We start from the raw sequence: 21,948 nt of genomic DNA, 5'->3' as shown, positions 1-21,948 counted from the left end.
TTCCCGGAAGGAGCGGCGCCCCTATATTGACAACATGTCTAACAAGGCGAAGGCGCAACCCCTCCCGATAGCGTCGGAGCACACGCCACTGCACGCCCGCAATGTCTCGTTCGACTGGACGGCGACCCCGCTGCACTGGCTCCCCGGCGACCCGTCGACCACCCACACCATCAACGTGCTGCATCTGCTGCTGCCGGCGGGCGAGCGGTGGTTCCTGCACGTGTACAAGCAGGTGCTGCCCTACATCCGTGACGACGCGCTCCGCGCGGACGTCATCGGCTTCATCGGGCAGGAGGCGGTGCACTCGCGGGCGCACGACGAGGTGCTGCCGCGCCTGCGGGAGCTGGGCCTGGATCCCACCCCGTACACCGCCCAGGTGGACTGGATGTTCGAGAAGATGCTCGGCGACCGGACACTGCCGCCGGGGAGGGCGCGCCGGTGGTGGCTGCTGGAGCGGGTCGCCATGATCGCGGCGATCGAGCACTACACCGCCTTCCTCGGGGACTGGGTGCTCAACGCCGAGGCGCTGGACCGCAGGGGCGGCGACCCGATGATGCTGGACCTGCTGCGCTGGCACGGGGCGGAGGAGGTCGAGCACCGCTCGGTGGCCTTCGACCTCTTCATGCACGTCGACGGCAGCTACCGGCGCCGGGTGCGGACCTGGGCGACCGCCTTCGGCGCGCTGGTCTTCCTGTGGCAGCGCGGGATCCGCTTCTTCATGGCGAACGACCCGACGCTGCTGGACGGCAAGGCGAGCTTCAAGGAGTTCGCGCGAGCCGGACGGCAGGGGGTGCTGCCGACCCCTGGCGCCATCGCGCGGTCCATCCCGCAGTACCTCAGCCGCACCTACCACCCCTCCCAGCACGGCAACACCGAGCAGGCCGTCGCCTACCTGGCCGGCTCCCCCGCCGCGCTGGCCGCCGACACCCGTACCGCCCGGATGGGATCCTGAGATGCCCGTGCCCTCTCCCCGCCCCCGCACCGTTCTCGCCGTGGCAGGTACCACGCTGCTGATCCGGCGGGCCGTGCGGCGCCGGCTCCGGACGTCCCCGCTGTGGCCGATGCCCGCGCTGGAGGAGCCGATATCCGGCCGGGGCCGACGCGGCTCGGACCGCGAACTGCTGGTCGCGGAGCGCACCGAGGAGGCGGAGGGCGTCGTCCGGCTGCGGCTGGAGGGCGAGGGGCTGCCCGGCTGGAAGCCCGGCGCCCACCTGGATCTGGTGCTGCCGTCCGGGACGATGCGGCAGTACTCGCTCTGCGGCGACCCGGCCGACCCCGCCGCGTACACCATCGCCGTCCGGCTGATCGAGGACGGGCGCGGCGGCTCCCGCGAGGCGCACCAGCAGCTCCATGTGGGCACCACGGTGACCGTGCGCGGCCCGCGCAACCGCTTCGAGCTGCGCGAGTACGGTGCCTTCCTGTTCATCGCGGGCGGCATCGGCATCACCCCGATCCTGCCGATGGTGCGGCAGGCCGCTGCCGAGGGCGTGCCGTGGCGGCTGCTGTACTGCGGCCGGTCGCGCGCCTCGATGCCGTTCCTGGAGGAGATCGGGAAGCTGGACGCCGGCGCGGGCCGGGTGCGGATCGTCGCCGAGGACGAGGAGGGGCGGCCGGACCTGGCCACCGCGCTGGCCGACGCGCCACCGGGCTCGGCGGTCTATGTGTGCGGACCGGAGGGCCTGCGCGCGTCGGTCACCGAACTCCTCCCCGACGGGATGGAGTTGCACGTCGAGCGGTTCACCCCGGCCGAGCCCGGCGAGACGGGCGAGAACACCGCGTTCGAGGTGGAGCTGGCGCGCACCGGCCGCACGGTGTCCGTCCCGGCCGACCAGAGCGTGCTCACCGCGATCCGCGAGCAGGCGCTGCCGGACCTGCCGTACTCCTGCCGGCAGGGGTTCTGCGGGACCTGCCAGCAGCGGGTGCTCTCCGGAGAGGTCGACCACCGCGACGAGTTGCTGACCGAGGGCGAGCGTGACGACTCGATGCTGGTCTGCGTCTCGCGGGCGCTTGGTGACCGTCTGGTGCTGGACGTTTGACCGCCTCCTGCCACTCGAGCGCCCTTCGCCACGCGGCGGCCGGTCACTAGAGTTACCTCCATGACCAGCGGAGTGCGCCGCAGGATGGGCGTCGAGGAGCGGCGCGAACAGTTGATCCAGGTCGCCTTGGACCTCTTCAGCCGCCGTTCACCCGAGGACGTCTCGATCGACGAGATAGCGGAGGCCGCCGGGATATCGCGACCGCTCGTCTACCACTACTTCCCGGGCAAGCAGAGCCTGTACGAGGCGGCGGTGCGACGGGCCGGGCAGGAGCTGGCGAGCCGGTTCCAGGAGCCGCACGAGGGGCCGTTGGGCGCCCGGCTGCTGCGCGTGATGCACCGCTTCTTCGACTTCGTCGAGGAGCACGGCCCGGGCTTCGCCGCGCTGATGCGCGGCGGCCCCGCGGTCGGCTCCAGCAGCAACAGCGCCATCATCGAGCAGGTCCGGCAGGCCGCGTACGAGCAGATACTGCGCCATCTGGACATCGCGCGGCCGGTGCCGCGGGTGGAGCTGCTGATCCGCTCCTGGGTCTCCCATGCGGAGACGACGGCCCTGCTGTGGCTGGACGGCCGGGTGGTGGATCGGGCGGATCTGGAGCGGCAGCTGGTGCAGGAGTTCGCGGCGATGACGGCGGTCGGCGCGGCGTACGACGAGGATCTGGCGCGGCTGATGCGCCATGTCCTTGCCAGTGAGCCGCCGAACGGGCCGCTGTCCGAGCTGATCGGCCGGCTGCTGACACTGGTGCCCCAGCCGGCTGCCTGATCCTTTCGGGGCTCCGCCAAATTCCAGCCCCTCCGGCGTTTGAGGAGCGGGGTCTGGGGCGGAGCCCCAGTCAGAGGAAGGTCAGGGCCGGACGAACACCGCCACCGTCCGCGCGGGGACCGTAAACGTGCCGGAATCCGCGGCGTACGACGCGTTCCTCACCACCGGGTCCGCCCCGCCCGCCTGCACCGGATGCAGCCGGTACGCCTCGCCGGCCAGCGCGTCCACGGTCTGGTGCTGCGGCTCGGGGGTGGCGTTGAAGACCACGACCAGCCGGCCCAGCTTCATGGTGATCACTCCCGGCGTCTCCTGGGTCCCGGAGAGCGGGAAGGACAGCGCGGACCGCACCTGTTCGGCGGTCGCCTGGCTGAACGCCTTCTCCGTGGCCCGGATGCGCAGCAGGTCCCGGTACGCGGCCGAGGCGCCGTCGATCTCGGCGCAGCCGGGCCGCAGCGCCGGGTCGGTCAGCAGCGGCTTGGCGTAGCCCCACTTGGCCTTGTTGTCGGCGGCCGGGGGCAGTCCGCGGCCGAAGCCGTTGCCCTCCCGGCACTCCCAGTGCAGGGCGTTGAACCAGTCGCCGCTGTCGTAGGAGTTGCGGTCCAGGGACTTGGAGCGCAGCCGGTCGCTGCCGGCCTGGCTGAGCGCCGGGCCCTGGGAGAGGGCGGCGGTGGCCATGGCCAGGACCTGCATGCGGGCGCGGTCGGCGGCCGGGGTCCGCTGGGGGAGCTTGAAGGCGAGGGCGTCGTAGAGGGATTCGTTGTCGTGTGCGTCGGCGTAGGCGAGGGCGTCGCCGGGGGCCGCGGCGTATCCGGCCGGGGAGCCGTTGTAGTCGACCTCGGCGCCGCTGACCCGGCGGCCGCTGGTGTCGGTGAAGGCGAAGTCCTTCAGGTTGCCGCTGAGCCCGACCTTGATCAGGTCCTGGTAGTGCAGGAGGCGGGCCCGCTGCTCGGCCCGGCTTCCGTTGGCGGGCGAGTCGTTGGGGTCGGTGAACAGGCCGGAGGCGAAGCCCTGGATGCGCGGGTCCGTATCGAAGGGACCGCCGCCGCGCACCGCGTCGCGGGCCCGGTCGCTGAAGGTGGCGATGCCGGTGCCGGCCATGTTGGCCTGGGTGGCCTGGGTGAAGCGCGCGTCGTTGGCCACCTCGCCGAAGTTCCAGCCTTCGCCGTAGAGGATGATCGCCTTGCCGTCGACGCCGTCCTTCTCGACGGTGAGCGCGTCGAGCGCCCGGCGCACCGCGAGGATGTTGGCCTTGGGGTGGTGGCCCATCAGGTCGAAGCGGAAGCCGTCGACCTTGTACTCCCTGGCCCAGGTGACCACCGAGTCGACGATGAGCTTGTCCATCATGCGGTGTTCGGGCGCGGTGTTGGCGCAGCAGGTGGAGGTGGCGATGGTGCCGTCGTCCAGCAGCCGGTGGTAGTAGCCGGGCACGATCCGGTCGAGCACGGACTTGTCGTCCTGACCGCCGGCCACGGTGTGGTTGTAGACGACGTCCATCACGGTGCGCAGGCCGGTGCGGTTGAGGCCCTGCACCATCTGCCGGAATTCGCGGGTCCGGGAGGGACCGTCGGGGTCGGTGGCGTAGCCGCCCTCCGGCACGGTGTAGTGCAGCGGGTCGTAGCCCCAGTTGTAGCCGTCCCTTGCGGCGGTGGCGCCGGTGCACTCCTGCTGGCGCTCGGAGTCGGCGGGCAGCGCGGGCAGGTCGCAGCCGGGCCGGTCGGCCGGGTCGGCCTGGTCGGAGCGCCGCTCCGGGATGGTCCCCAGGTCGAAGACCGGCAGCAGGTGGACGTAGGAGGTGCCGGAGGCGGCGAGCCGCTTCAGGTGCCGCATGCCGTCCGAGTCACGGTCGGTGAAGGCGAGGTAGCCGCCGGGGTGGCCGCTGGTGCGGTCGTCGATGGAGAAGTCGCGGACGTGCAGCTCCTGGATCTGCGCGTCGCGCAGCGGGGTGGCCTTGGGCTTCTTCAGCCGGGGCCAGCCCTTGGGGGCGAGCCGCGGGTCGTCCAGGTCGGTGACGAGGCTGCGGGTGGAGTTGGCGGTCAGCGCGGTGGAGTAGGGGTCGGTGACCTTGTTGGTGACCATCTTCCGGACGCTGGGGGCCCAGACGGTGACGGCGTAGCGGTAGGGCTTGTCGCGCCAGCCGCGATCGCCGGTGACGTGCCAGACCCCGCTGTCCGCGTCCCGGCGCATGGGGACGGTGCGGCCGTCGAGTTCCAGGGAGACGGTGCGGGCGGTGGGCGCCCAGACGGAGAGGGTGGGGCGCCCGTCGCGGAAGACCGGCCCCAGTTTCGCGCGGACCGCCCGGCTGCCGTACAGGTCGTCCAGGGCGCCCGGGGTCTGCACGCCGGTGGCCGCGGTGAGGGTGCCCGACCGGGCGTCGCGCTGGGTGGCGATGAGCTGGCCGCGCAGCGCCTGGCGAACCCGGTCCCGGTCGCGCGGGTCGATCCGGAAGGCGGGGTGGTCCTTCAGGTGCGGGTAGGCGGCGCGCTGGGCGTCGGTGAGTCCGCCCGGCACGGGGGTGAGCCGCAGCCGCTCGCCGGGCTGCGACAGTTCGCCGTTCTCGACGGTGATGCCGCCCTGGGGTGCGTAGACCAGCTCCTGGCGGGTGTCGCCGCCGGCGGTGACCTGCCAGGCGAGGGTGGAACCGTCGATCCACTGGGCCCGCGCGGTGGACAGGTCGACGGGCGCGGCTCCCTCGCGGGCCGCCCGAGGCGGCGCGGCGGTGGCCGCGAGCGCCTGCGGCACGGCGGGGATCAGCGCGGTGGCGAGCGCGAGCGCGACGGCGACCGCGGGGGCGGTCCGGCGCGGTGATCGGATCACGGGAGCTGCTCCTTGTCGGGTGCCTCGATCGCCGGAGGGGCTTGGGATTCCGGCACTGGTCCGGCGAATCCAGCCCCTCCGGCGATCGAGAAGTGGGGAGGGTTCGGGGCGGAGCCCCGAGCAAACGGGGCTCAGCTGGGGCAGGACTTGGCACCGACGTGCAGCGCCACCGCCGTGTTCGGCCCGAGCGACGCCGTGAACTGCCCGGAGCCGTTCACCGTGACGCCGCGCCCGGACTGCACATCGCAGTACGTGCCGGCCGGCAGCGACGTCTGGAAGGTGCGGTTCAGGGTGCCGCTCTCGTGGTTGATGGCGACATACGCCTTGTCACCGCGCCCGAAGGCGATCGCGTCACCGCCGTTGTCCCACCAGTCGGTGACCGCCTGGCCGCGGGCGGTGTTGCGGAAGGCCACCATGTCGGCGATCTCCCGCCAGGCGTGCTGGCACTTCCAGCCGTCGCTGTAGCAGGCGTTGACCGTGCCCCCGTTCGGCGGGCCGGCGTCCCGGTCGGTCCACTCGTAGCCGGAGTGGATGTCCGGCGCCCCGTAGGGCCAGGCGAGCATGAAGACGTTGGCCAGGGTGTAGTTGGCGCCGTCCTTGTAGTTGAGGGTGTCGCCGCCGCGCTCGGTGTCGTGGTTGTCGACGAAGACCGCGGACTTGCCGGACTCCATGTACCCCCAGCCCTCGCCGTAGTTCTTCAGGTAGGCGAGGTTCTCGCTGTTGAAGACGCGCTTGAGGTCGCGGGCGTAGCGGAACTCCTGGACGTCACCGTTGCCCAGGTACTCGCTGGGCGAGACGGCCTCCCCCGCGCCGTGGATGGCTTCCTGCTTCCAGTAGACGTCCGGCTTGCTGAGCTTGGCCTTGATGGCGGCCAGATCGCCCGCGGGCATGTGCTTGGCCGCGTCGATCCGGAAGCCGTCGACGCCCAACGAGAGCAGGTCGTTCATGTAGGCGGCGATGCGGTCGCGGACGTAGGTCTCGCCGGTGTCGAGGTCGGCGAGGCCGACGAGCTCGCAGTTCTGGATGTTGCCGCGGTCCTGGTAGTTGGTGATCTCCGCCTGGCAGTCGTTCAGGTCGAAGACCGAGTAGGTGCCGGGGTAGTCGTACTTCGTATACGACGAGCCGCCGGTGCCGGTCCCCGAGCCCGCCGCCATGTGGTTGATGACGGTGTCGGCGACGACCTTGACGCCCGCGGTGTGGCAGGTGTCGACCATGTTCTTGAAGGCGGCGCGGTCACCGAGCCGGCCGGCGATCTTGTAGCTGACGGGCTGGTACGAGGTCCACCACTGGCTGCCCTGGACGTGCTCCTGGGGCGGGGAGACCTGGACGTAGCCGTAGCCCTTGGGGCCGAGGGTGTCGGTGCACGCCTTGGCGACCGACGTGAAGCGCCATTCGAAGAGGACGGCGGTGACGTCCTTCTGCCCGGGCGGTGCGGCCTGGGCCGGGGCGGGCGCGGTGAGCAGGGCGGTGGCGCCGGCCGCGAGGGCGAGCGCGGCGCCGAGGGATCTGCGGGCAGCGCAGGGGTATGCGTTGGCCATCGTTCCTCCGTGGGGGGAGTTGCGGGTGATGACGATCAGCCTCGTGCGGCAACGCGCCATGCCCGTAAGGCCAGTGAAAGTGGTGAGGTGCGAGCCGCCGGCCGACGGCGGCTACCGGAACGTATCTTCGAAGGCCGCGTGTTGCAAGACCTTTCGCAAGAGATTGCGGCGGTGTTACGTTCCTCCCGGGCGACCCACCGGACCCCGTGAAACTCCGGTCCGGCCGGCCGGAGACCCGGGAACGGGTCCCACGCGCCCGGCCGGCCGGACCGGTCCCCTCCTCACAGTGGTCTCACAGCCCGTCCCCTGGTCCCCGCCCTTCTCGGACGGGTCCCCCGGGCTGAGGTCATCGGGCCGAGGTCAGCCCCGGCTCGGCTGCCCGGTGGAGCCGCGCACCACCAGGTCCGGCTGGAAGACGAACTCCGTGGGCCGCACCGGATTTCCCTCGACCGCCTCCAGCAGCGCCCCCACCGCCGCACTGGCCATGGCCTGCACCGGCTGGCGCACGGTGGTCAGCGGCGGATCGGTGAAGGCGATCAGCGGCGAGTCGTCGAAGCCGACGACCGAGACGTCCTCGGGCACCCGCAGCCCGCGCTGCCGCGCCTCCCGGATCGCGCCCAGCGCCATCAGGTCGCTGCCGCACACGATGCCGGTACAGCCCTGGTCGAGCAGGGCGCCCGCGGCGACCTGGCCGCCCTCCACGGTGAACAGCGTGTGCTGGACGAGGGCTTCGGACTCCGCGCGGGGCCGGCCGAGCACCTCTTCCAGCGCCGCCAGGAAGCCCTCGGCCTTCCGCCGTGCCGGCACATACCGGGCGGGTCCGACCGCCAGCCCGATCCGCCGGTGCCCGAGCGCCGCCAGATGGGCCACCGCCATCCGGGCCGCCGACCGGTCATCCGGTGACACCGACGGCGCCGGGACGGCCGGGTTGTAGCCATTGACCAGGACGAACGGGACGCCCCGCGCGGCGAGTTCGACGTATCGGGCGGGGTCGGCCGAGGTGTCGGCGTGCAGCCCGGAGAGGAACACGATGCCGGTGACCCCGCGTTCCTCCAACTGCTCGACCAGCTCGTCCTCGGTGGCGCCGCCCGGCATCTGGGTGCACAGCACCGGGGTGTAGCCGTGCCCGGCCAGGGTCTGCTCGATGACCTGGGCGAACGCCGGGAAGATCGGGTTGGTGAGCTCAGGGATCACCAGCCCCACCAGCCCGGCGCTGCGCCGCCGCAGCCGCACCGGACGCTCGTAGCCGAGCACGTCCAGCGCGGCGAGCACCCGCTGCCGGGTGGTGCCGGCGACGCCCGCCTTGCCGTTGAGCACCCGGCTGACGGTGGCCTCGCTCACCCCCGCCTGGGCCGCGATGTCCGCGAGCCGGGGCGGGGTGGGCAGGCCACCGTCGCGCATGGGCGGTACGGTCACACCGCCCACCAGACCGCCGTGTCGGCCGGCAGCTCGAACGCGGCACCGGCCTCCGGGACCGGGCCGCTGGCCAGCAGCAGCCGGCCGGGCGCCGGCAGCGGCACGGGAGCACCGGTGGTGTTCACCGTGCACACGAAGTCCTCGCGCCGGAAGGCCAGCACGCCTTCGGGGATCCCCGCCGCGTCCAGCCACTGCACGGTGTCGCCGGCGCCGAGGGCGGGGTGTTGGCGGCGGAGGGTGAGGGCGGTGCGGTAGAGCTCGAGGGTGGAGTGGGGGTCGCCGGTCTGGGCCTCGACGCTCAGGTGTGCCCAGCTGTCGGGTTGGGGCAGCCAGCTGGGGCCGCCGGGGACGGGTCCGAAGCCGTACGGGGCCTGGGTGCCGGACCACGGGATGGGGACGCGGCAGCCGTCGCGGAGGCCGTCTTGGCCGTTGGCCTTGAAGAAGGAGGGGTCCTGGCGGACCTCGTCGGGCAGGTCGGTGACCTCCGGCAGGCCCAGTTCCTCGCCCTGGTAGATGTAGGTCGAGCCGGGCAGGGCGAGCATCAGCATCGCCGCCGCCCGGGCCCGGCGCAGGCCCTGCTCGGGGCTGTCCTGGGCATAGCGGGTCGCATGCCGCACCACATCGTGGTTGGACAGCACCCACGTCGTCGGCGCACCCACCGGCCGCATCGAATCCAGCGACTCGTCGATGACCGCGCGCATCGCCGCCGCGTCCCAGTCGGTGCCGAGGAAGTGGAAGTTGAACGCCTGGTGCAGCTCGTCGGGGCGCAGGTAGAGCGCGGTCCGGTCGGGGCTGGGCGTCCACGCCTCGGCGACCCCGATCCGCTCCCCCGCGTACTCGTCGAGGATCTTCCGCCAGCTGCGGTAGATCTCGTGCACCCCGTCCTGGTCGAAGAACGGCATGGCCTGGTTGCCGAGCAGCTTCAGCTGCTCACCGCTGTGGCCGAGGTCGGGCAGGCCGTCGGCCTTGACCAGGCCGTGCGCGACGTCGATCCGGAAGCCGTCGGTGCCCAGGTCCAGCCAGAAGCGCAGGATGGAGCGGAACTCGTCGTGGACGGCCGGGTGTTCCCAGTTGAAGTCGGGCTGCTCGGGCGCGAACAGGTGCAGGTACCACTCCCCCGGCGTGCCGTCCGGGTTCTTGGTACGGGTCCAGGCGGGGCCGCCGAAGATGGACTCCCAGTCGTTCGGCGGCTCTTCGCCGTCCGCGCCGCGCCCCGGCCGGAAGTGGAAGCGGGACCGCAGCGGCGAGCCGGGGCCCTCCTCAAGCGCCTGCTGGAACCAGACGTGCTGGTCGGAGCAGTGGTTGGGCACCAGGTCGACGATGATGCGCAGGCCCAGCTCGTGCGCCTCGCGGATGAGTGCGTCGGCGTCGTGCAGGGTGCCGAACATCGGGTCGATGGCCCGGTAGTCGGCGACGTCGTATCCGGCGTCGGCCTGCGGGGAGGCGTAGAAGGGGCTGAGCCAGACGGCGTCGACGCCGAGGTCCTTGAGGTACGGCAGTCTGCCGCGCACGCCTTCGAGGTCGCCCATGCCGTCGCCGTTGCCGTCGGCGAAGCTGCGGGGGTAGACCTGGTAGATCACCGCGTCTCTCCACCAGCCTCGGCTGCCGCCTGGGATTTCGGAGGCGGGCGCGCCCGGGACCGGGTGAGCAACGTGCTGCGTCATGGTGTCCTTGTGTCGTCGGGTTGACGGCCGACGCCGAGGGCCCGGCCTCGCGGCCGGGCGTCCTCGATCGCCGGACGGGCTGGCTTGTCGGAACCTGGCTCGGTTCTCTACGACTTGGTGGCGCCGGCGGTGAGTCCGGCGACCAGGTGCCGCTGGGCCCAGGAGAAGACCAGCGTGGCCGGGACCGCGATGATCACGGCGGCGGCGGTCATGGAGCCCCAGTCGGAGGTGTACTGGTTGACGAAGGTCTGCAGGCCGGCGGCGAGCGTGAGGTTCTCCTCGCCGGTCATGAACGCCGACGCGTAGGCGACCTCGGCCCAGGCGGTGATGAAGGTGTAGAAGGCGGTGACCGCGATGCCCGGCTTGGCCAGCGGCAGGATGAGCCGCCAGAAGGTGCCGAACGGGTTCAGTCCGTCGACCCGGCCGGACTCGTCGATCTCCACCGGGATGGTGTCGAAGAAGCCCTTCATCATCCAGGCGCAGAACGGCACCGCCACCGTCAGATAGGTGACGATCAGGGAGACCGGCTGGTTGAGCCAGCCCAGCGCCGACATGATGTTGTAGAGCGGCACGATGAGGATCGCCATCGGGAACATCTGGGTGATCAGCAGCAGCCACATCAGCGGGCGCATGCCCGGGAAGCGGAAGCGGCTGACGGCGTACCCGGTGGTGGCCGCGATGAAGACGCCGAGCACCGTGGTCACGGCGACGATCGTCAGGGAGTTGCCGAACCACGACAGGAACTCGGTGTCGTTGACCACGTGGTCGTAGTTGTCCAGCGTCGGGTTCTTCACCAGGTCGGTGCTGAACGCCTCGCCCTTGGGCTTGAAGGACGTCACCAGCAGCCACAGCGGCGGGAAGACCGCGATGGCGGAGGCGATCCACAAGGTCGCGTGCAGGGCGATGGAGGCGGGCAGCGAACGGCTGTCGCGGCCGCGGGTCTTGGCGGAGGCCATGGTCACCACACCTCTCCCTGCTTGCGGAGCGAGCGGCGGTAGACCACCGCGAAGAGCAGCAGGATGAGCAGGATCAGGACGCCCCAGGCGGAGGCGCCGGCGAAGTCACGGGGGCTGTTGACGAAGGACAGCCGGTAGGCGTACGTCACCAGGATCTCGGTGCTGTCACCGGGGCCGCCCCGGGTGAGCAGGAAGATCACCGGGAACATGTTGAAGGTCCAGATGGTGGACAGCAGGACCACGGTGGAGCTGATCGCGCGCAGACCGGGCATGGTGATGTGCCGGAACCGCTGCCAGGGGCTCGCGCCGTCCATCTCGGCGGCCTCGTACAGCTCGCCGGGGATGGACTGGAGGCCGCCGAGCAGGGCGACCAGCATGAACGGCACGCCCAGCCAGACGTTCACCGCGATCACGGAGACCTTGGCCATGGTGGGGTCGTTCAGCCACGGGATGGCGTCGATGCCGCCGCCGTCGAGGATCTTGTTGAGGATGCCGTTCTTCTCGTTGTACAGCAGCCGCCAGGCGAAGACCGAGACGAAGGCGGGGACCGCCCAGGGCAGGACCAGCAGCGAACGGTACAGCGCGCGGCCCTTGAACTGGCGGTTGAGCATCACGGCCAGGCCGAGCCCGATGCCGAAGGACAGGGCGACGCAGGAGACGGTCCACACCACCGTCCAGCCCAGCCGGTCCCAGAACAGCCCGTCCTTGAGGATCGCGGTGAAGTTGTCGAGCCCGACGAACTCGTAGGTCGCCGGGATGTGGTTGATCCCGATGTTGCGCTCGACGTTGGCCTCGTTGGCGTCGGTGAGCGACAGGTAGACGCCCCGGCCCAGCGGGTAGCCGATGATCACGCCGATCACGATCACCACCGGGGCGACCATGGCCCAGGCGTACCAGTGGGTGGCCAGCGCGCGGCGGATCCGGCCGGGGGGCGCGCCGCCCGGCTTGTCAGGCTTGCCAGTCTTGCGGATCCGGCCGGAGGCGCTGCCCGCGCCTCCGGCCGTGCCCGCCGACTGCCTGGTCTCGACAGTCACTGCGGTCCCTTACTTCCAGTCGCCCTTGAGGAGCTTGCGGTAGGCGTCGCCGACGGACGAGGCGGCCTTCTCGGGCGAGGTCTTGCCGGTCACGACACCCGGGAACTCGACGAGGATGGCCTGGAAGAGGCTGTTGCCCTCGGGGATCCAGGGACGCTCGACGGCCTTGTCCACCGCGGACTTGAAGAACTTCACGTTCGGGTTGGCGGCGACGGCCTTGTCGGCGTAGGCCGAGGTGCGGGTCGGCAGCAGGCTGAGCTCTTCGGTGGTGGCCTTCTGGACCTCCGGGGAGCTCATGTACTGGGCGAAGGCGTAGGAGGCGTCGAGGTTCTTCGAACCCGCGTAGACGGTGAGGTTCTGGCCGCCCTGCGGGGCCCCCTGCGCGGCGCTGCCCGCGGGGACCGGGACGACGCCGAGGTTGTCCTTGTCCTTGAACGCCTTGCCGGCGAGGGTGTCCTCGATGGCCCAGGGACCGTTGATGGTCATGGCCACGTCGCCGTTCTTGATGGCGTTCTGCATGTTCTCCCAGCCGTCGGTGGCGTCGGTGACGGCGGCACCGGAGGCGACCAGGTCGCGGGCGGCGGCGAACGCCTTGACGCCCGGCTCGTCGTCGACGGTGACCTTCTTGGCCTTGGTGTCGAGCAGGTCGCCACCCTCGCCGTAGATGAACGGCAGGTACCAGTAGGCGTCGTCGCCGCGCAGGTAGAGGCCGGTCTTGCCGGTCTTGGACTTGATCTTCTTGGCGGCGGCCTTCAGCTCGGTCCAGGACTTCGGCGGCTGGACCCCGGCGTCCTTCAGCAGCTTCTTGTTGTAGAAGAGGCCGAGGGTGTCGATGACCTGCGGCACCGCGTAGGTGTGGCCGTCGAACTTGGTGGAGGCGGCGGCCGCGGGGAGGTAGTCCTTCTCGTCCTTCAGCGCCGCGGTGCCGTCCAGCTTGGCCAGGTAGCCGAGGCTGGCCAGGTCCTGCGTCCAGGCGACCTCGGCGCGCAGCACGTCGGGGGCGCCGTCACCGGTGGGGGCGGCGTTCTTGAACTTGTTCAGTGCCTCGCCGAAGGGGACGTTGACGTAGTGGACCTTGACGTTCGGGTACTTGTCCTCGAAGGCCTTGGCGAGCTTCTCGTACGTGGCTTTCTCAGCGTCGTTCGAGGTGTCCCAGTAGGTCACGGTGCCGGAGAGCTCACCGGGGGACTTGCTCTTTCCGCTGTCGTCACTGTCGCCACCGCCGCAGGCGGTCGCCGCGAGCGCGAGGGCCGCGACGAGCGCAGTGGCCGCTATGCCACGTCGCATCTGAACTCCTTGAAAGCCGACCGCGCCATCGCGGCGCCGGGTTGCCGAGGAACGTAACAGGGATGAAAAAAAGCCGAAAGACCTTGCGGCAAATTTCTGCAAGGGCGCCGGATCGTTACCGCCACGTGTCCGTCCGGTGGCCCTGGAGGCTCTTGACACACCTGCGGCGCATGGGCTGCAAGGCGCCTGTCAGCGGCGTCGCACGCCGCTCCGGAGTCGTTGCAAACCCTTCCGCAAGTCTTGCAAAGATGTTACGTTCCGGTTAAGGGGGTGTCCGGTGGGTGGCCGTGGAGGAAGGAGCGGCGTCTGGTGCCTGTGATCGCAAGGCGGAGGAGGGAGTCCACGCGGAGCGTCGGCGACCGACGACAACGCCGCGAGCGCGGGTGCCAGGCGTCGCGACGCCGCGGAGACCCACCGGACACCCCCTGAGCGCACCGTGAGCCACCCGTCCGACCCGCCCGACAGGGAGAGCCATGACGCAGGAGCTGACGACCGCCCGTGCCGAGACCGGGCTGCCCTCCGCAGCCCCCGACTGGTGGCGCGACGCGGTGATCTACCAGGTGTACGTCCGGTCCTTCGCCGACAGCGACGGCGACGGCATCGGCGATCTGCGCGGAGTCCGCCGGCGGCTGCCGCATCTGGCCCGGCTGGGGGTGGACGCCGTCTGGCTGACCCCCTTCTACGCCTCCCCGCAAGCCGACGGCGGCTACGACGTGGCCGACTACCGCGCGGTGGACCCGCTCTTCGGCGACCTGCGGGACGCCGACGACCTGGTCCGCGCCGCCCACCGGCTGGGGCTGCGGGTGATCATCGACGTGGTGCCCAACCACACCTCCGACCGGCACCCGTGGTTCCTCCAGGCGCTGGCCGACCGGCCCGGCGGCCCCGCCCGGGAGCGCTACCACTTCCGCCCCGGCCGCGGCCCCGGCGGCGCCCTGCCGCCCAACGACTGGGAGTCGGTCTTCGGCGGCCCGGCCTGGACTCGCACCACCGACCCGGACGGCACGCCGGGAGAGTGGTACCTCCATCTCTTCGCGCCCGAGCAGCCGGACCTCAACTGGGACTGCCCGGAGGTGCACGAGGAGTTCGAGTCGGTCCTGCGCTTCTGGTTGGACCTGGGGGTCGACGGCTTCCGGATCGACGTGGCGCACGGCATGGTGAAGGCCGAGGGGCTGCCGGACATCGGCCACAAGGAGCAGGTCAGGCTGATCGGCGCGCAGCGGCTGCCGTTCTTCGACCAGGACGGCGTGCACGAGATCCACCGCGCCTGGCGCCGCCTGCTCGACTCCTACTCCGAGGTGCCGGTGCCCGCGGCCGAGGGCTGGGCTCAGGCCCCGGCGGACGGCCGGCGCCGCAGGATCGGGGTCGCCGAGGCGTGGGCGCCGTCGGCCGAGCGGCTGGCGCTGTACGTGCGGCCCGACGAGCTGCACCAGGCGTTCAACTTCCAGTTCCTGCGCTGCCCCTGGGACGCGGCGGCGATGCGGACCGTCATCGACGAGTCGCTGGCCGCGACGGCCTCGGTGGGTGCGCCGACGACGTGGGTGCTGTCCAACCACGATGTGGTGCGGCATGCGACCCGCTATGCCCAGGACAGCCCCGAGCAGGGCCTGCGCCGGGCCCGGGCGGCGGCGATGCTGATGCTCGCCCTGCCCGGCTCGACCTACATCTACCAGGGCGAGGAACTGGGCCTGCCGGAGGTCACCGACCTGCCCGACGAGGTCCGCCAGGACCCCTCCTTCTTCAAGGCCAACGGCCAAGACGGCCTCCGCGACGGCTGCCGCGTCCCCATCCCGTGGTCCGGCACGAAGGCCCCGTACGGCTTCGGACCCGTCCCCGGCGGCCCCAGCTGGCTGCCCCAACCCGACAGCTGGGCACACCTGAGCGTCGAGGCCCAGACCGGCGACCCCCACTCCACCCTCGAGCTCTACCGCACCGCCCTCACCCTCCGCCGCCAACACCCCGCCCTCGGCGCCGGCGACACCGTGCAGTGGCTGGACGGCACCGGAATCCCCCACGGCGTCCTGGCGCTGTCCCGGCCCGGGCTGGTGTGCACCCTCAACACCCGCGGAGAGGAGGTCGAACTCGCCGCGCCGGGGCGGCTGCTGCTGTGCTCCGCGCCGCTGGTCACCGAGGGAGTCACCGTGCGCCTTCCGGCTGACTCCTGTGCGTGGTGGGCAATCTGACATGCGCCCGGTACAGTCCAACCCCATGACCGCAAGGCTCGCTGACATCGCAGCGCAGGCGGGGGTCAGCGAAGCCACGGTCAGCCGCGTGCTCAACGGCAAGCCGGGGGTGGCCGCGGGCACCCGCGAATCCGTGCTGGCAGCGCTGGACGTACTCGGCTACGAACGCCCCGTGCGGCTGCGGCAGCGCAGCGCCGGGCTGGTCGGACTGATCATCCCCGAGCTGGAGAACCCGATCTTCCCCGCGCTGGCACAGGTGATCGGGCAGGGCCTGACCCGGCAGGGGTACACCCCGGTGCTCGCCACCCAGACCCCCGGCGGCTCGACGGAGGACGAGCTGACCGAGATGCTGGTGGACCGGGGCGTCGCGGGCATCATCTTCGTCTCCGGGCTGCACGCGGACACCTCGGCCGACATGACCCGCTACGACCAGCTGCGCGGTCAGGGCGTGCCGTTCGTGCTGGTGGACGGCTTCTCGCCGAAGGTGCGGGCGCCCTTCATCTCGCCGGACGACCGGGCCGCGATGCTGCTGGCGGTGACGCACCTGGCGTCGCTGGGGCACACCCGGATCGGCCTGGCCGTGGGCCCCAAGCGCTTCGTACCGGTGCTGCGGAAGATCGAGGGCTTCCAGCGCGCCATGCGGGAGCAGCTGGGGCTCTCCCTCGATGAGTCCGCGGAGCTGATCGAGCACTCGCTGTACACCCTTGAGGGTGGTCAGGCCGCCGCCACCGCGCTGATCGAGCGGGGCTGCACCGCGGTGGTCTGCGCCAGCGACATGATGGCGCTGGGTGCCATCCGGGCGGCCCGGCAGCGGGGGCTGGCCGTGCCGGCGGACGTCTCGGTGGTCGGTTTCGACGATTCCCCGCTCATAGCTTTCACCGACCCGCCGCTGACCACCATCCGCAAGCCGGTGCGGCCCATGGGGCAGGCGGCGGTGCGGGCCCTGCTGGAGGAGATCGGCGGCACCCCGGCCCCGCACAGCGAGTTCGTCTTCCTCCCCGAGCTGGTCGTCCGGGGTTCAACGGCCTCGGTCCCCGGAGGGCGGGTATCCGTCCAGCAACGGGACAGACGTGGCGAAGACCGTACCTCCGGATGATCTGGGCGCGCCTCTCCTCTGGCAGACTGTTTGCCTATGGGTGAAGCGACTGTGAGGACTCCGGAAGGCCGGTCGGCCACCTTGTCGCCCATCGAGGAGACGACGGACCGCCCGGCACGGCGGCCGACGCTGCTCACTCGGCTGAGAACCCCCCGCCGGCCACGGCTCTGGTTCGAGATCCTGCTGATCGCCGTCAGTTACTGGACGTACTCGCTGATCCGCAACGCGGTCCCGGAGCAGCGCACCGAGGCGCTGCGCAACGCCGCCTGGATCTGGGACTGGGAGCACACCCTCGGGCTCGCCTTCGAGCACTCCGTCAACCACGCGGCGGACTCGGTCGGCTGGCTGATCGTGGGCATGAACTACTACTACGCCACGCTCCACTTCATCGTGACGATCGGCGTGCTGGTGTGGCTCTACCGCTGGCATCCCGGCCGGTACTCGGCCATCCGGCTGGTGCTCTTCGCCACCACCGGAATCGCCCTGCTCGGTTACTACCTGTTCCCGCTCGCCCCGCCCCGGCTGATGCCCGGAGAGGGCTTCGTCGACACCGTCGTCACCCACAACACGTGGGGTTCGATGGCCTCGGGCAACCTGTCCGACATGTCGAACCAGTACGCGGCCATGCCCTCGATGCACATCGGCTGGTCGCTGTGGTGCGGCGTCACCATCGCGGTACTGGCCCGCCCCGTCTGGGTGAAAGTCCTCGGCCTGCTCTACCCGACCGCGACGCTGCTGGTCATCGTCGCCACCGCGAACCACTTCTGGCTGGACGCGGTCGGTGGGATCATCTGCCTCAGCTGCGGTTTCGCGCTCTCCTTCGCGCTGTACGGGACGCTGTGCTACCGGCTGCCCAAGATCCCCGAACCCCCCTCCGCCCCGCGGGCCTCGGAGCCCCAGACGGCCTAGGGCCGCCACAGCAGGCAACGCCCACGGCAGGCAACGCCACCCACAGCAGGCAACAGGGAGCGGACCGGCCGACGCCCGGTCCGCTCCCTGTGTCGTCTTCGCTCAGTCGTGGTAGTCGTAGAAGAGCCGCTCGACCACGCCCCGGGCACGGCGCGTCGTCCGCCGGTAGTCGTCGAGCATCTCCCCCACGTGGCCGGGCTCGTACCCCAGGTAGCGGCCCACGGCGGCCAGCTCCCGGCTCTCGCCGGGGAAGGTGTCGCCGGACCTGCCGCGCACCAGCATCACCGCGTTGCGCACCCGGGTCGCCAGCACCCACGCCTCGTCCAGGGTCTGCGCGTCCTCGGTGGAGATCAGCCCGGCCGCGTGGGCGGCGGCCAGAGCCTCGCGGGTACGGGTGGTCCGCAGCCCGGGCTCGGCCCAGCCGTGCCGCATCTGGAGCAGCTGCACGGTCCACTCGACGTCGGACAGGCCGCCGCGGCCCAGCTTGGTGTGGGTGGTCGGGTCAGCGCCGCGCGGCATCCGCTCGGCCTCCATACGGGCCTTGAGCCGCCGGATCTCGCGTACCGCGTCCTCGCCGAGGCCCTCGGCGGGGTAGCGCAGCGGGTCGATCAGCTCGATGAAGCGGGCCCCGAGCTCCCGGTCACCGGCGACCGGCTCGGCGCGGAGCAGGGCCTGGCTCTCCCACACCAGCGACCAGCGCCGGTAGTACGCGGCGTAGGAGGCGAGGCTCCGCACCAGCGGGCCGGACTTGCCCTCCGGTCGCAGATCGGCGTCGATGAGCAGCGGCGGGTCGACGGTGGGCAGCTGGAGCAGCCGGCGCATCTCGTTGGCCACCGCGAAGGCGGCGCGGGCGGCCTCCTGCTCGTCGACGCCCTCCCGGGGCTCGTGGACGAAGAGCACGTCGGCGTCCGAGCCGTAGCCCAGCTCATGGCCGCCGAAGCGGCCCATGCCGATGACCGCGAAGCGGGTCGGCAGCTCGTCGCCCCAGGTGTCGCGCACCGCGGCGCGCAGCGCCCCGGCCAGGGTCGCGGCGTTGATGTCGGAGACGGCCCCGCCGACCAGGTCCGCGGCGGCGCCCAGGTCGTCGTGGGCCGGTTCGATCCAGATCCGCTCGGGATCGGCGGCGGCGGAGCCGATCGGCGGCCGTTCCCGCTCCGGCTTCCCGGCCGCCGGGCCGTTGCTGTAGGCGCCGATGATGTCGGCCGCCGCGGTGCGGAACAGCTCGCGCCGCCGCACGCCGCGGGCCGCCGCCACGGCCTGTTCACCGTTCTCCGCCCGTCCGACGGCCGCCAGGACCTCCTGTTCCAGCGCGGCCCGGTCGCGTGGCCGCAGCCCCTCCGGGTCGCCGAGCAGGGCCACCGCCTCGGGAGCGCGCAGCAGCAGGTCGGGGGCGAGCCGGCCGGCCGAGAGCACCCGGGCGAGGTTCTCCGCCGCGGCCCCCTCGTCGCGCAGCAGCCGCAGGTACCAGGGCGTCCTGCCGAGCGCGTCGGAGACCTTGCGGAAGTTGAGCAGGCCCGCGTCCGGGTCGGCGGAGTCGGCGAACCAGCCCAGCAGCACCGGCAGCAGGGTCCGCTGGATCGCGGCCTTGCGGCTGACCCCGGAGGCGAGCGCCTCCAGGTGGCGCAGCGCGGCGGCCGGATCGGCGTAGCCGAGCGCTTCCAGCCGCTGGCCGGCGGCTTCGGCGCTGAGCCGGGCGGCGCCGGGCTCCAGCTGGGCGACCGCGTCCAGCAGCGGCCGGTAGAACAGCTTCTCGTGCAGCCGCCGTACCTCGCGGGCGTGCCGCCGCCACTCCTTGCCGAGCTCGGTCGCCGGCTCGGTGCGGAAGTCCATCGAGCGGCCCAGGCGGCGCAGCTCCATCTCCTCCTCGGGCACCAGATGGGTGCGGCGCAGCCGGTAGAGCTGGATGCGGTGCTCCATGGCGCGCAGGAAGCGGTACGCGCTGTCCAGCGCGGCGGCGTCGGCCCGTCCCACGTAGCCGCCGGCGGCCAGCGCGGCGAGCGCGTCGAGGGTGGTGCCGCTGCGCAGACTGGGGTCGGTGCGTCCGTGCACCAGCTGGAGCAGCTGGACGGCGAATTCCACATCGCGCAGCCCGCCGGGGCCGAGCTTGAGCTCGCGGTCTATCTGGGCGGCGGGGATGTTCTCCACGACGCGGCGGCGCATCTGCTGCACGTCCGGGACGAAGTTCTCGCGGTCGGCTGCCTGCCATACGAGTGGTTCCACGGCGTCAACGTATGCCTGGCCCAGCTCCGCGTCCCCGGCAACTGGCCGAGCCTTGAGCAAGGCTTGGAACTCCCATGTCTTGGCCCAGCGCTGGTAATACGCCAGATGGCTGGAGAGGGTGCGCACCAGCGGCCCGTTCCGGCCTTCCGGGCGCAGATTGGCGTCCACCGGCCAGATGGTGCCCTCGACGGTGGCCTCGGAGCAGATCCGCATCATGCGCGCGGCGAGCCGGGTCGCGGCCTGCACGGCGGCGGCCTCCGACACCTCCTGCCCACCGCCGGCCGGACCGCCGCCGGGTGGGGCCGGCAGCACGGACGCAAGGGGCGGCTCGGCGACGAAAATGACATCCACGTCCGAGACGTAGTTGAGCTCCCGACCACCGCACTTCCCCATCCCGATCACCGCGAGCCGGCAGCGCGCCGCGTCCTCGGGCTGCTCCTCGGCGGCGATCTCCAGCGCGGCGCGCAGCGTGGCGGTGGCCAGGTCGGCCAGCTCCGCGGCGGCCTGGGCGACATCCGTCGTGCCGCACACGTCCCGGGCCGCGATCCCCAGCAGCGCGCGCCGATACGCGACGCGCAGCGCGTCGGGCCTGGGCAGCCTGGCCCCCGGCCCGCCCCAGATCCCCTCCGCCAGCGCGAGCTCGAACTCCGGTGTCGTCGGGTGCAGATCGGCCGGCTCGTACGTGACCAGCGACTGCCAGTGCTGCGGATGCCGGGCGAGATGGTCCCCGAGCGCCTCAGAGGCGCCGAGCACCCCCAGCAGCCGGTCGCGCAGCGGCTTGGCGGTGATCAGCGTGTCCAGCAGAGCCTGCCGCGACCCCACCCGCGCCGGCCCCTCCGCCTTCCCCGGGGACGCCGTCCCCGCACCCCCCGACTCCACCTCGGGCAGCGCCTCCACCAACCGCACCAGCCCGCGCAGCGCCAGATCCGGATCGGCGGTCGCCCCGAGCGCATCCAGCAGCACCGGATCACTGCGCACCGCGGCCAGCTCAGGCACGTCCAGCATCCGCTCGGCGCCCGCAGGGTCCGTGAATCCGTACCGCAGCAGCCGGGTGAACCGGCTGTCCCGTCGGCCTTGCAGCACGCGCGTCGCCTTTCAGGAGTCCTTGTGCTTCTTGTCGCGCAGGAACGGACGCGCCGAGTCTGCCACCTCCATCGTCACGGTTCGATGGCGCCGTGACCAGCATACGAGCGGGTGTCGTTGACCGTCCTCGGGTGCCTGAGGCAGTCCGGTCACGTCGAGGAGCCACCCGGTGAGCGACTCTCCGGTTACCAACGTGCTGCGGGATGATCGCGACGTCGCCGGCGAGCTGAGCGGCGGACGCGGTGGACGCGGTGGACTTCTTTCCGGATCTGATCACGGAAATGTCCTGGCGTTCGCGACGAACGCCAGGACAGGTGTGGCTCTGACCTGCGGTTACAGCCGTAGGTTCTCGCGCAGCTCGAAGACGGTGACCTGGGAGCTAGCTCGCCTTGCGTTGAGCCGTACCCATGTCCGAGACGTACGCCTGCGCGTCCTCTGCCAGGAAGGTCTCGTCTTCCCCGAAGTCCGGGGCCTGGAAGGGGTTCGTCGCCGGAGGCGGCGATGCTGCGGTGGCACGGCGGGGCATGCCTTCGGCAGCGGAGAACAGCGAGGTGGGGTCGATGAGAGGTCTTCCATTCGTGATAGGGCCGTGAAGGGAGCTGGCGTGCCGCGACCGGGTACAGCGGCCCTACAGCTTGCTCATCTTGGTGTATGGACTCAAGATCCGCTCTCGCACCGAGCCGAAATCGACAAGCGCCGCGATTCCGTCCTCGATGCCGATCACTCGGCCGAGGCCGTACATGTCGTGTGTGACCTGGTCTCCCACGGCGAAGTGCTTGGGTGGCGGCGGGACCGGGGCCCTGAAGGGGCTTGTGGGCAGGTAGCGCTTCGGTGCAGCTGGCTTTGTCATTGCGACCAGTATGCGCCCGCGTGCCTCCGTTGGCGACGGCCGTTCCCCATCCGTTGTTTCGGCGCGAGCTCTGACAGCGAACACCACTTCAGGCGATCAT

At 71.5% G+C, this 21,948-nt stretch carries 14 protein-coding genes and 1 pseudogene; 6 read left to right on the top strand and 9 right to left on the bottom strand.

Annotated features, from left to right (window positions below; all coding sequences use genetic code 11):
* The first annotated feature begins 34 nt into the window (after positions 1-34).
* Genes AC4BDD_RS22115 through AC4BDD_RS22105 form a run of 3 tightly spaced genes read left to right on the top strand, consistent with a single transcriptional unit; the run spans position 35 to position 2,798 of the window.
* Positions 35-952 carry a metal-dependent hydrolase gene (locus AC4BDD_RS22115; RefSeq protein WP_490687195.1) on the top strand — a complete coding sequence of 306 codons (918 nt, stop codon included), beginning with the start codon at positions 35-37 and terminating at the stop codon, positions 950-952.
* Between the two features lies 1 nt (position 953).
* Entirely contained in the window at positions 954-2,036 is a 1,083-nt protein-coding gene (locus AC4BDD_RS22110; RefSeq protein ID WP_490687194.1) for a PDR/VanB family oxidoreductase, read from the top strand.
* A 60-nt stretch (positions 2,037-2,096) separates the two neighbouring features.
* Entirely contained in the window at positions 2,097-2,798 is a 702-nt protein-coding gene (locus tag AC4BDD_RS22105; protein ID WP_490687193.1) for a TetR/AcrR family transcriptional regulator, read from the top strand.
* A gap of 81 nt (positions 2,799-2,879) precedes the next feature.
* Here AC4BDD_RS22105 and pulA read toward each other — a convergent pair whose 3' ends face one another.
* From pulA to AC4BDD_RS22070, 7 genes and pseudogenes are all read right to left on the bottom strand, one after another.
* Positions 2,880-5,549 carry a pullulanase-type alpha-1,6-glucosidase gene (pulA, locus tag AC4BDD_RS22100; protein WP_490691888.1) on the bottom strand — a complete coding sequence of 890 codons (2,670 nt, stop codon included), beginning with the start codon at positions 5,547-5,549 and terminating at the stop codon, positions 2,880-2,882.
* Between the two features lie 203 nt (positions 5,550-5,752).
* A pseudogene (locus tag AC4BDD_RS22095) lies at positions 5,753-7,150 on the bottom strand (alpha-amylase); the annotation flags it as partial.
* 360 nt (positions 7,151-7,510) lie between these two features.
* Positions 7,511-8,551: a LacI family DNA-binding transcriptional regulator gene (locus tag AC4BDD_RS22090; protein ID WP_490687192.1), complete on the bottom strand. Its 1,041-nt coding sequence runs from the start codon at positions 8,549-8,551 to the stop codon at positions 7,511-7,513.
* 11 nt (positions 8,552-8,562) lie between these two features.
* Entirely contained in the window at positions 8,563-10,230 is a 1,668-nt protein-coding gene (locus AC4BDD_RS22085; protein ID WP_490687191.1) for a glycoside hydrolase family 13 protein, read from the bottom strand.
* Between the two features lie 107 nt (positions 10,231-10,337).
* A complete protein-coding gene (locus AC4BDD_RS22080) occupies positions 10,338-11,186 on the bottom strand; it encodes a sugar ABC transporter permease (RefSeq protein WP_490691887.1) in 849 nt (282 codons plus the stop codon).
* A gap of 2 nt (positions 11,187-11,188) precedes the next feature.
* A complete protein-coding gene (locus AC4BDD_RS22075; RefSeq protein WP_490687190.1) occupies positions 11,189-12,220 on the bottom strand; it encodes a carbohydrate ABC transporter permease in 1,032 nt (343 codons plus the stop codon).
* Positions 12,221-12,229: 9 nt separating this feature from the next.
* On the bottom strand, positions 12,230-13,507 hold the full coding sequence (locus tag AC4BDD_RS22070; protein ID WP_490687189.1) for an extracellular solute-binding protein: 1,278 nt from the start codon (positions 13,505-13,507) through the stop codon (positions 12,230-12,232).
* A 473-nt stretch (positions 13,508-13,980) separates the two neighbouring features.
* Here AC4BDD_RS22070 and AC4BDD_RS22065 point away from each other — a divergent pair, with 473 nt between their 5' ends.
* From AC4BDD_RS22065 to AC4BDD_RS22055, 3 genes are read left to right on the top strand one after another with little or no spacing between them, the layout of a single operon-like run.
* On the top strand, positions 13,981-15,690 hold the full coding sequence (locus AC4BDD_RS22065; RefSeq protein WP_490687188.1) for a glycoside hydrolase family 13 protein: 1,710 nt from the start codon (positions 13,981-13,983) through the stop codon (positions 15,688-15,690).
* 25 nt (positions 15,691-15,715) lie between these two features.
* Complete coding sequence (locus AC4BDD_RS22060; RefSeq protein WP_490687187.1) at positions 15,716-16,786, top strand: LacI family DNA-binding transcriptional regulator; 1,071 nt, start codon at positions 15,716-15,718, stop codon at positions 16,784-16,786.
* Between the two features lie 36 nt (positions 16,787-16,822).
* Positions 16,823-17,695, top strand: coding sequence for a phosphatase PAP2 family protein (locus AC4BDD_RS22055; RefSeq protein ID WP_490687186.1), 873 nt, complete (start codon positions 16,823-16,825; stop codon positions 17,693-17,695).
* Positions 17,696-17,797: 102 nt separating this feature from the next.
* Here the strand turns inward: AC4BDD_RS22055 and AC4BDD_RS22050 are convergent, their stop codons facing one another.
* Complete coding sequence (locus tag AC4BDD_RS22050) at positions 17,798-20,998, bottom strand: bifunctional [glutamine synthetase] adenylyltransferase/[glutamine synthetase]-adenylyl-L-tyrosine phosphorylase (RefSeq protein ID WP_490687185.1); 3,201 nt, start codon at positions 20,996-20,998, stop codon at positions 17,798-17,800.
* A 628-nt stretch (positions 20,999-21,626) separates the two neighbouring features.
* Entirely contained in the window at positions 21,627-21,848 is a 222-nt protein-coding gene (locus tag AC4BDD_RS22045; protein WP_490687184.1) for a hypothetical protein, read from the bottom strand.
* Positions 21,849-21,948: the final 100 nt, after the last annotated feature.

It is taken from the genome of Streptomyces sp. JLBT605 (genome assembly GCF_058215555.1).
The sequence above is the reverse complement of the archived record's forward strand: the minus strand, read 5'-3'. Positions and strand labels throughout refer to the sequence as shown.

Bases quoted from the DNA above. Each gene is read 5' to 3' on its own strand.
- AC4BDD_RS22115 (WP_490687195.1), top strand. From the start codon at position 35: ATGTCTAACAAGGCGAAGGCGCAACCCCTCCCGATAGCGTCGGAGCAC.
- AC4BDD_RS22110 (WP_490687194.1), top strand. From the start codon at position 954: ATGCCCGTGCCCTCTCCCCGCCCCCGCACCGTTCTCGCCGTGGCAGGT.
- AC4BDD_RS22105 (WP_490687193.1), top strand. From the start codon at position 2,097: ATGACCAGCGGAGTGCGCCGCAGGATGGGCGTCGAGGAGCGGCGCGAA.
- AC4BDD_RS22090 (WP_490687192.1), bottom strand. From the start codon at position 8,551: ATGCGCGACGGTGGCCTGCCCACCCCGCCCCGGCTCGCGGACATCGCG.
- AC4BDD_RS22085 (WP_490687191.1), bottom strand. From the start codon at position 10,230: ATGACGCAGCACGTTGCTCACCCGGTCCCGGGCGCGCCCGCCTCCGAA.
- AC4BDD_RS22080 (WP_490691887.1), bottom strand. From the start codon at position 11,186: ATGGCCTCCGCCAAGACCCGCGGCCGCGACAGCCGTTCGCTGCCCGCC.
- AC4BDD_RS22070 (WP_490687189.1), bottom strand. From the start codon at position 13,507: ATGCGACGTGGCATAGCGGCCACTGCGCTCGTCGCGGCCCTCGCGCTC.
- AC4BDD_RS22065 (WP_490687188.1), top strand. From the start codon at position 13,981: ATGACGCAGGAGCTGACGACCGCCCGTGCCGAGACCGGGCTGCCCTCC.
- AC4BDD_RS22060 (WP_490687187.1), top strand. From the start codon at position 15,716: ATGACCGCAAGGCTCGCTGACATCGCAGCGCAGGCGGGGGTCAGCGAA.
- AC4BDD_RS22055 (WP_490687186.1), top strand. From the start codon at position 16,823: ATGGGTGAAGCGACTGTGAGGACTCCGGAAGGCCGGTCGGCCACCTTG.
- AC4BDD_RS22045 (WP_490687184.1), bottom strand. From the start codon at position 21,848: ATGACAAAGCCAGCTGCACCGAAGCGCTACCTGCCCACAAGCCCCTTC.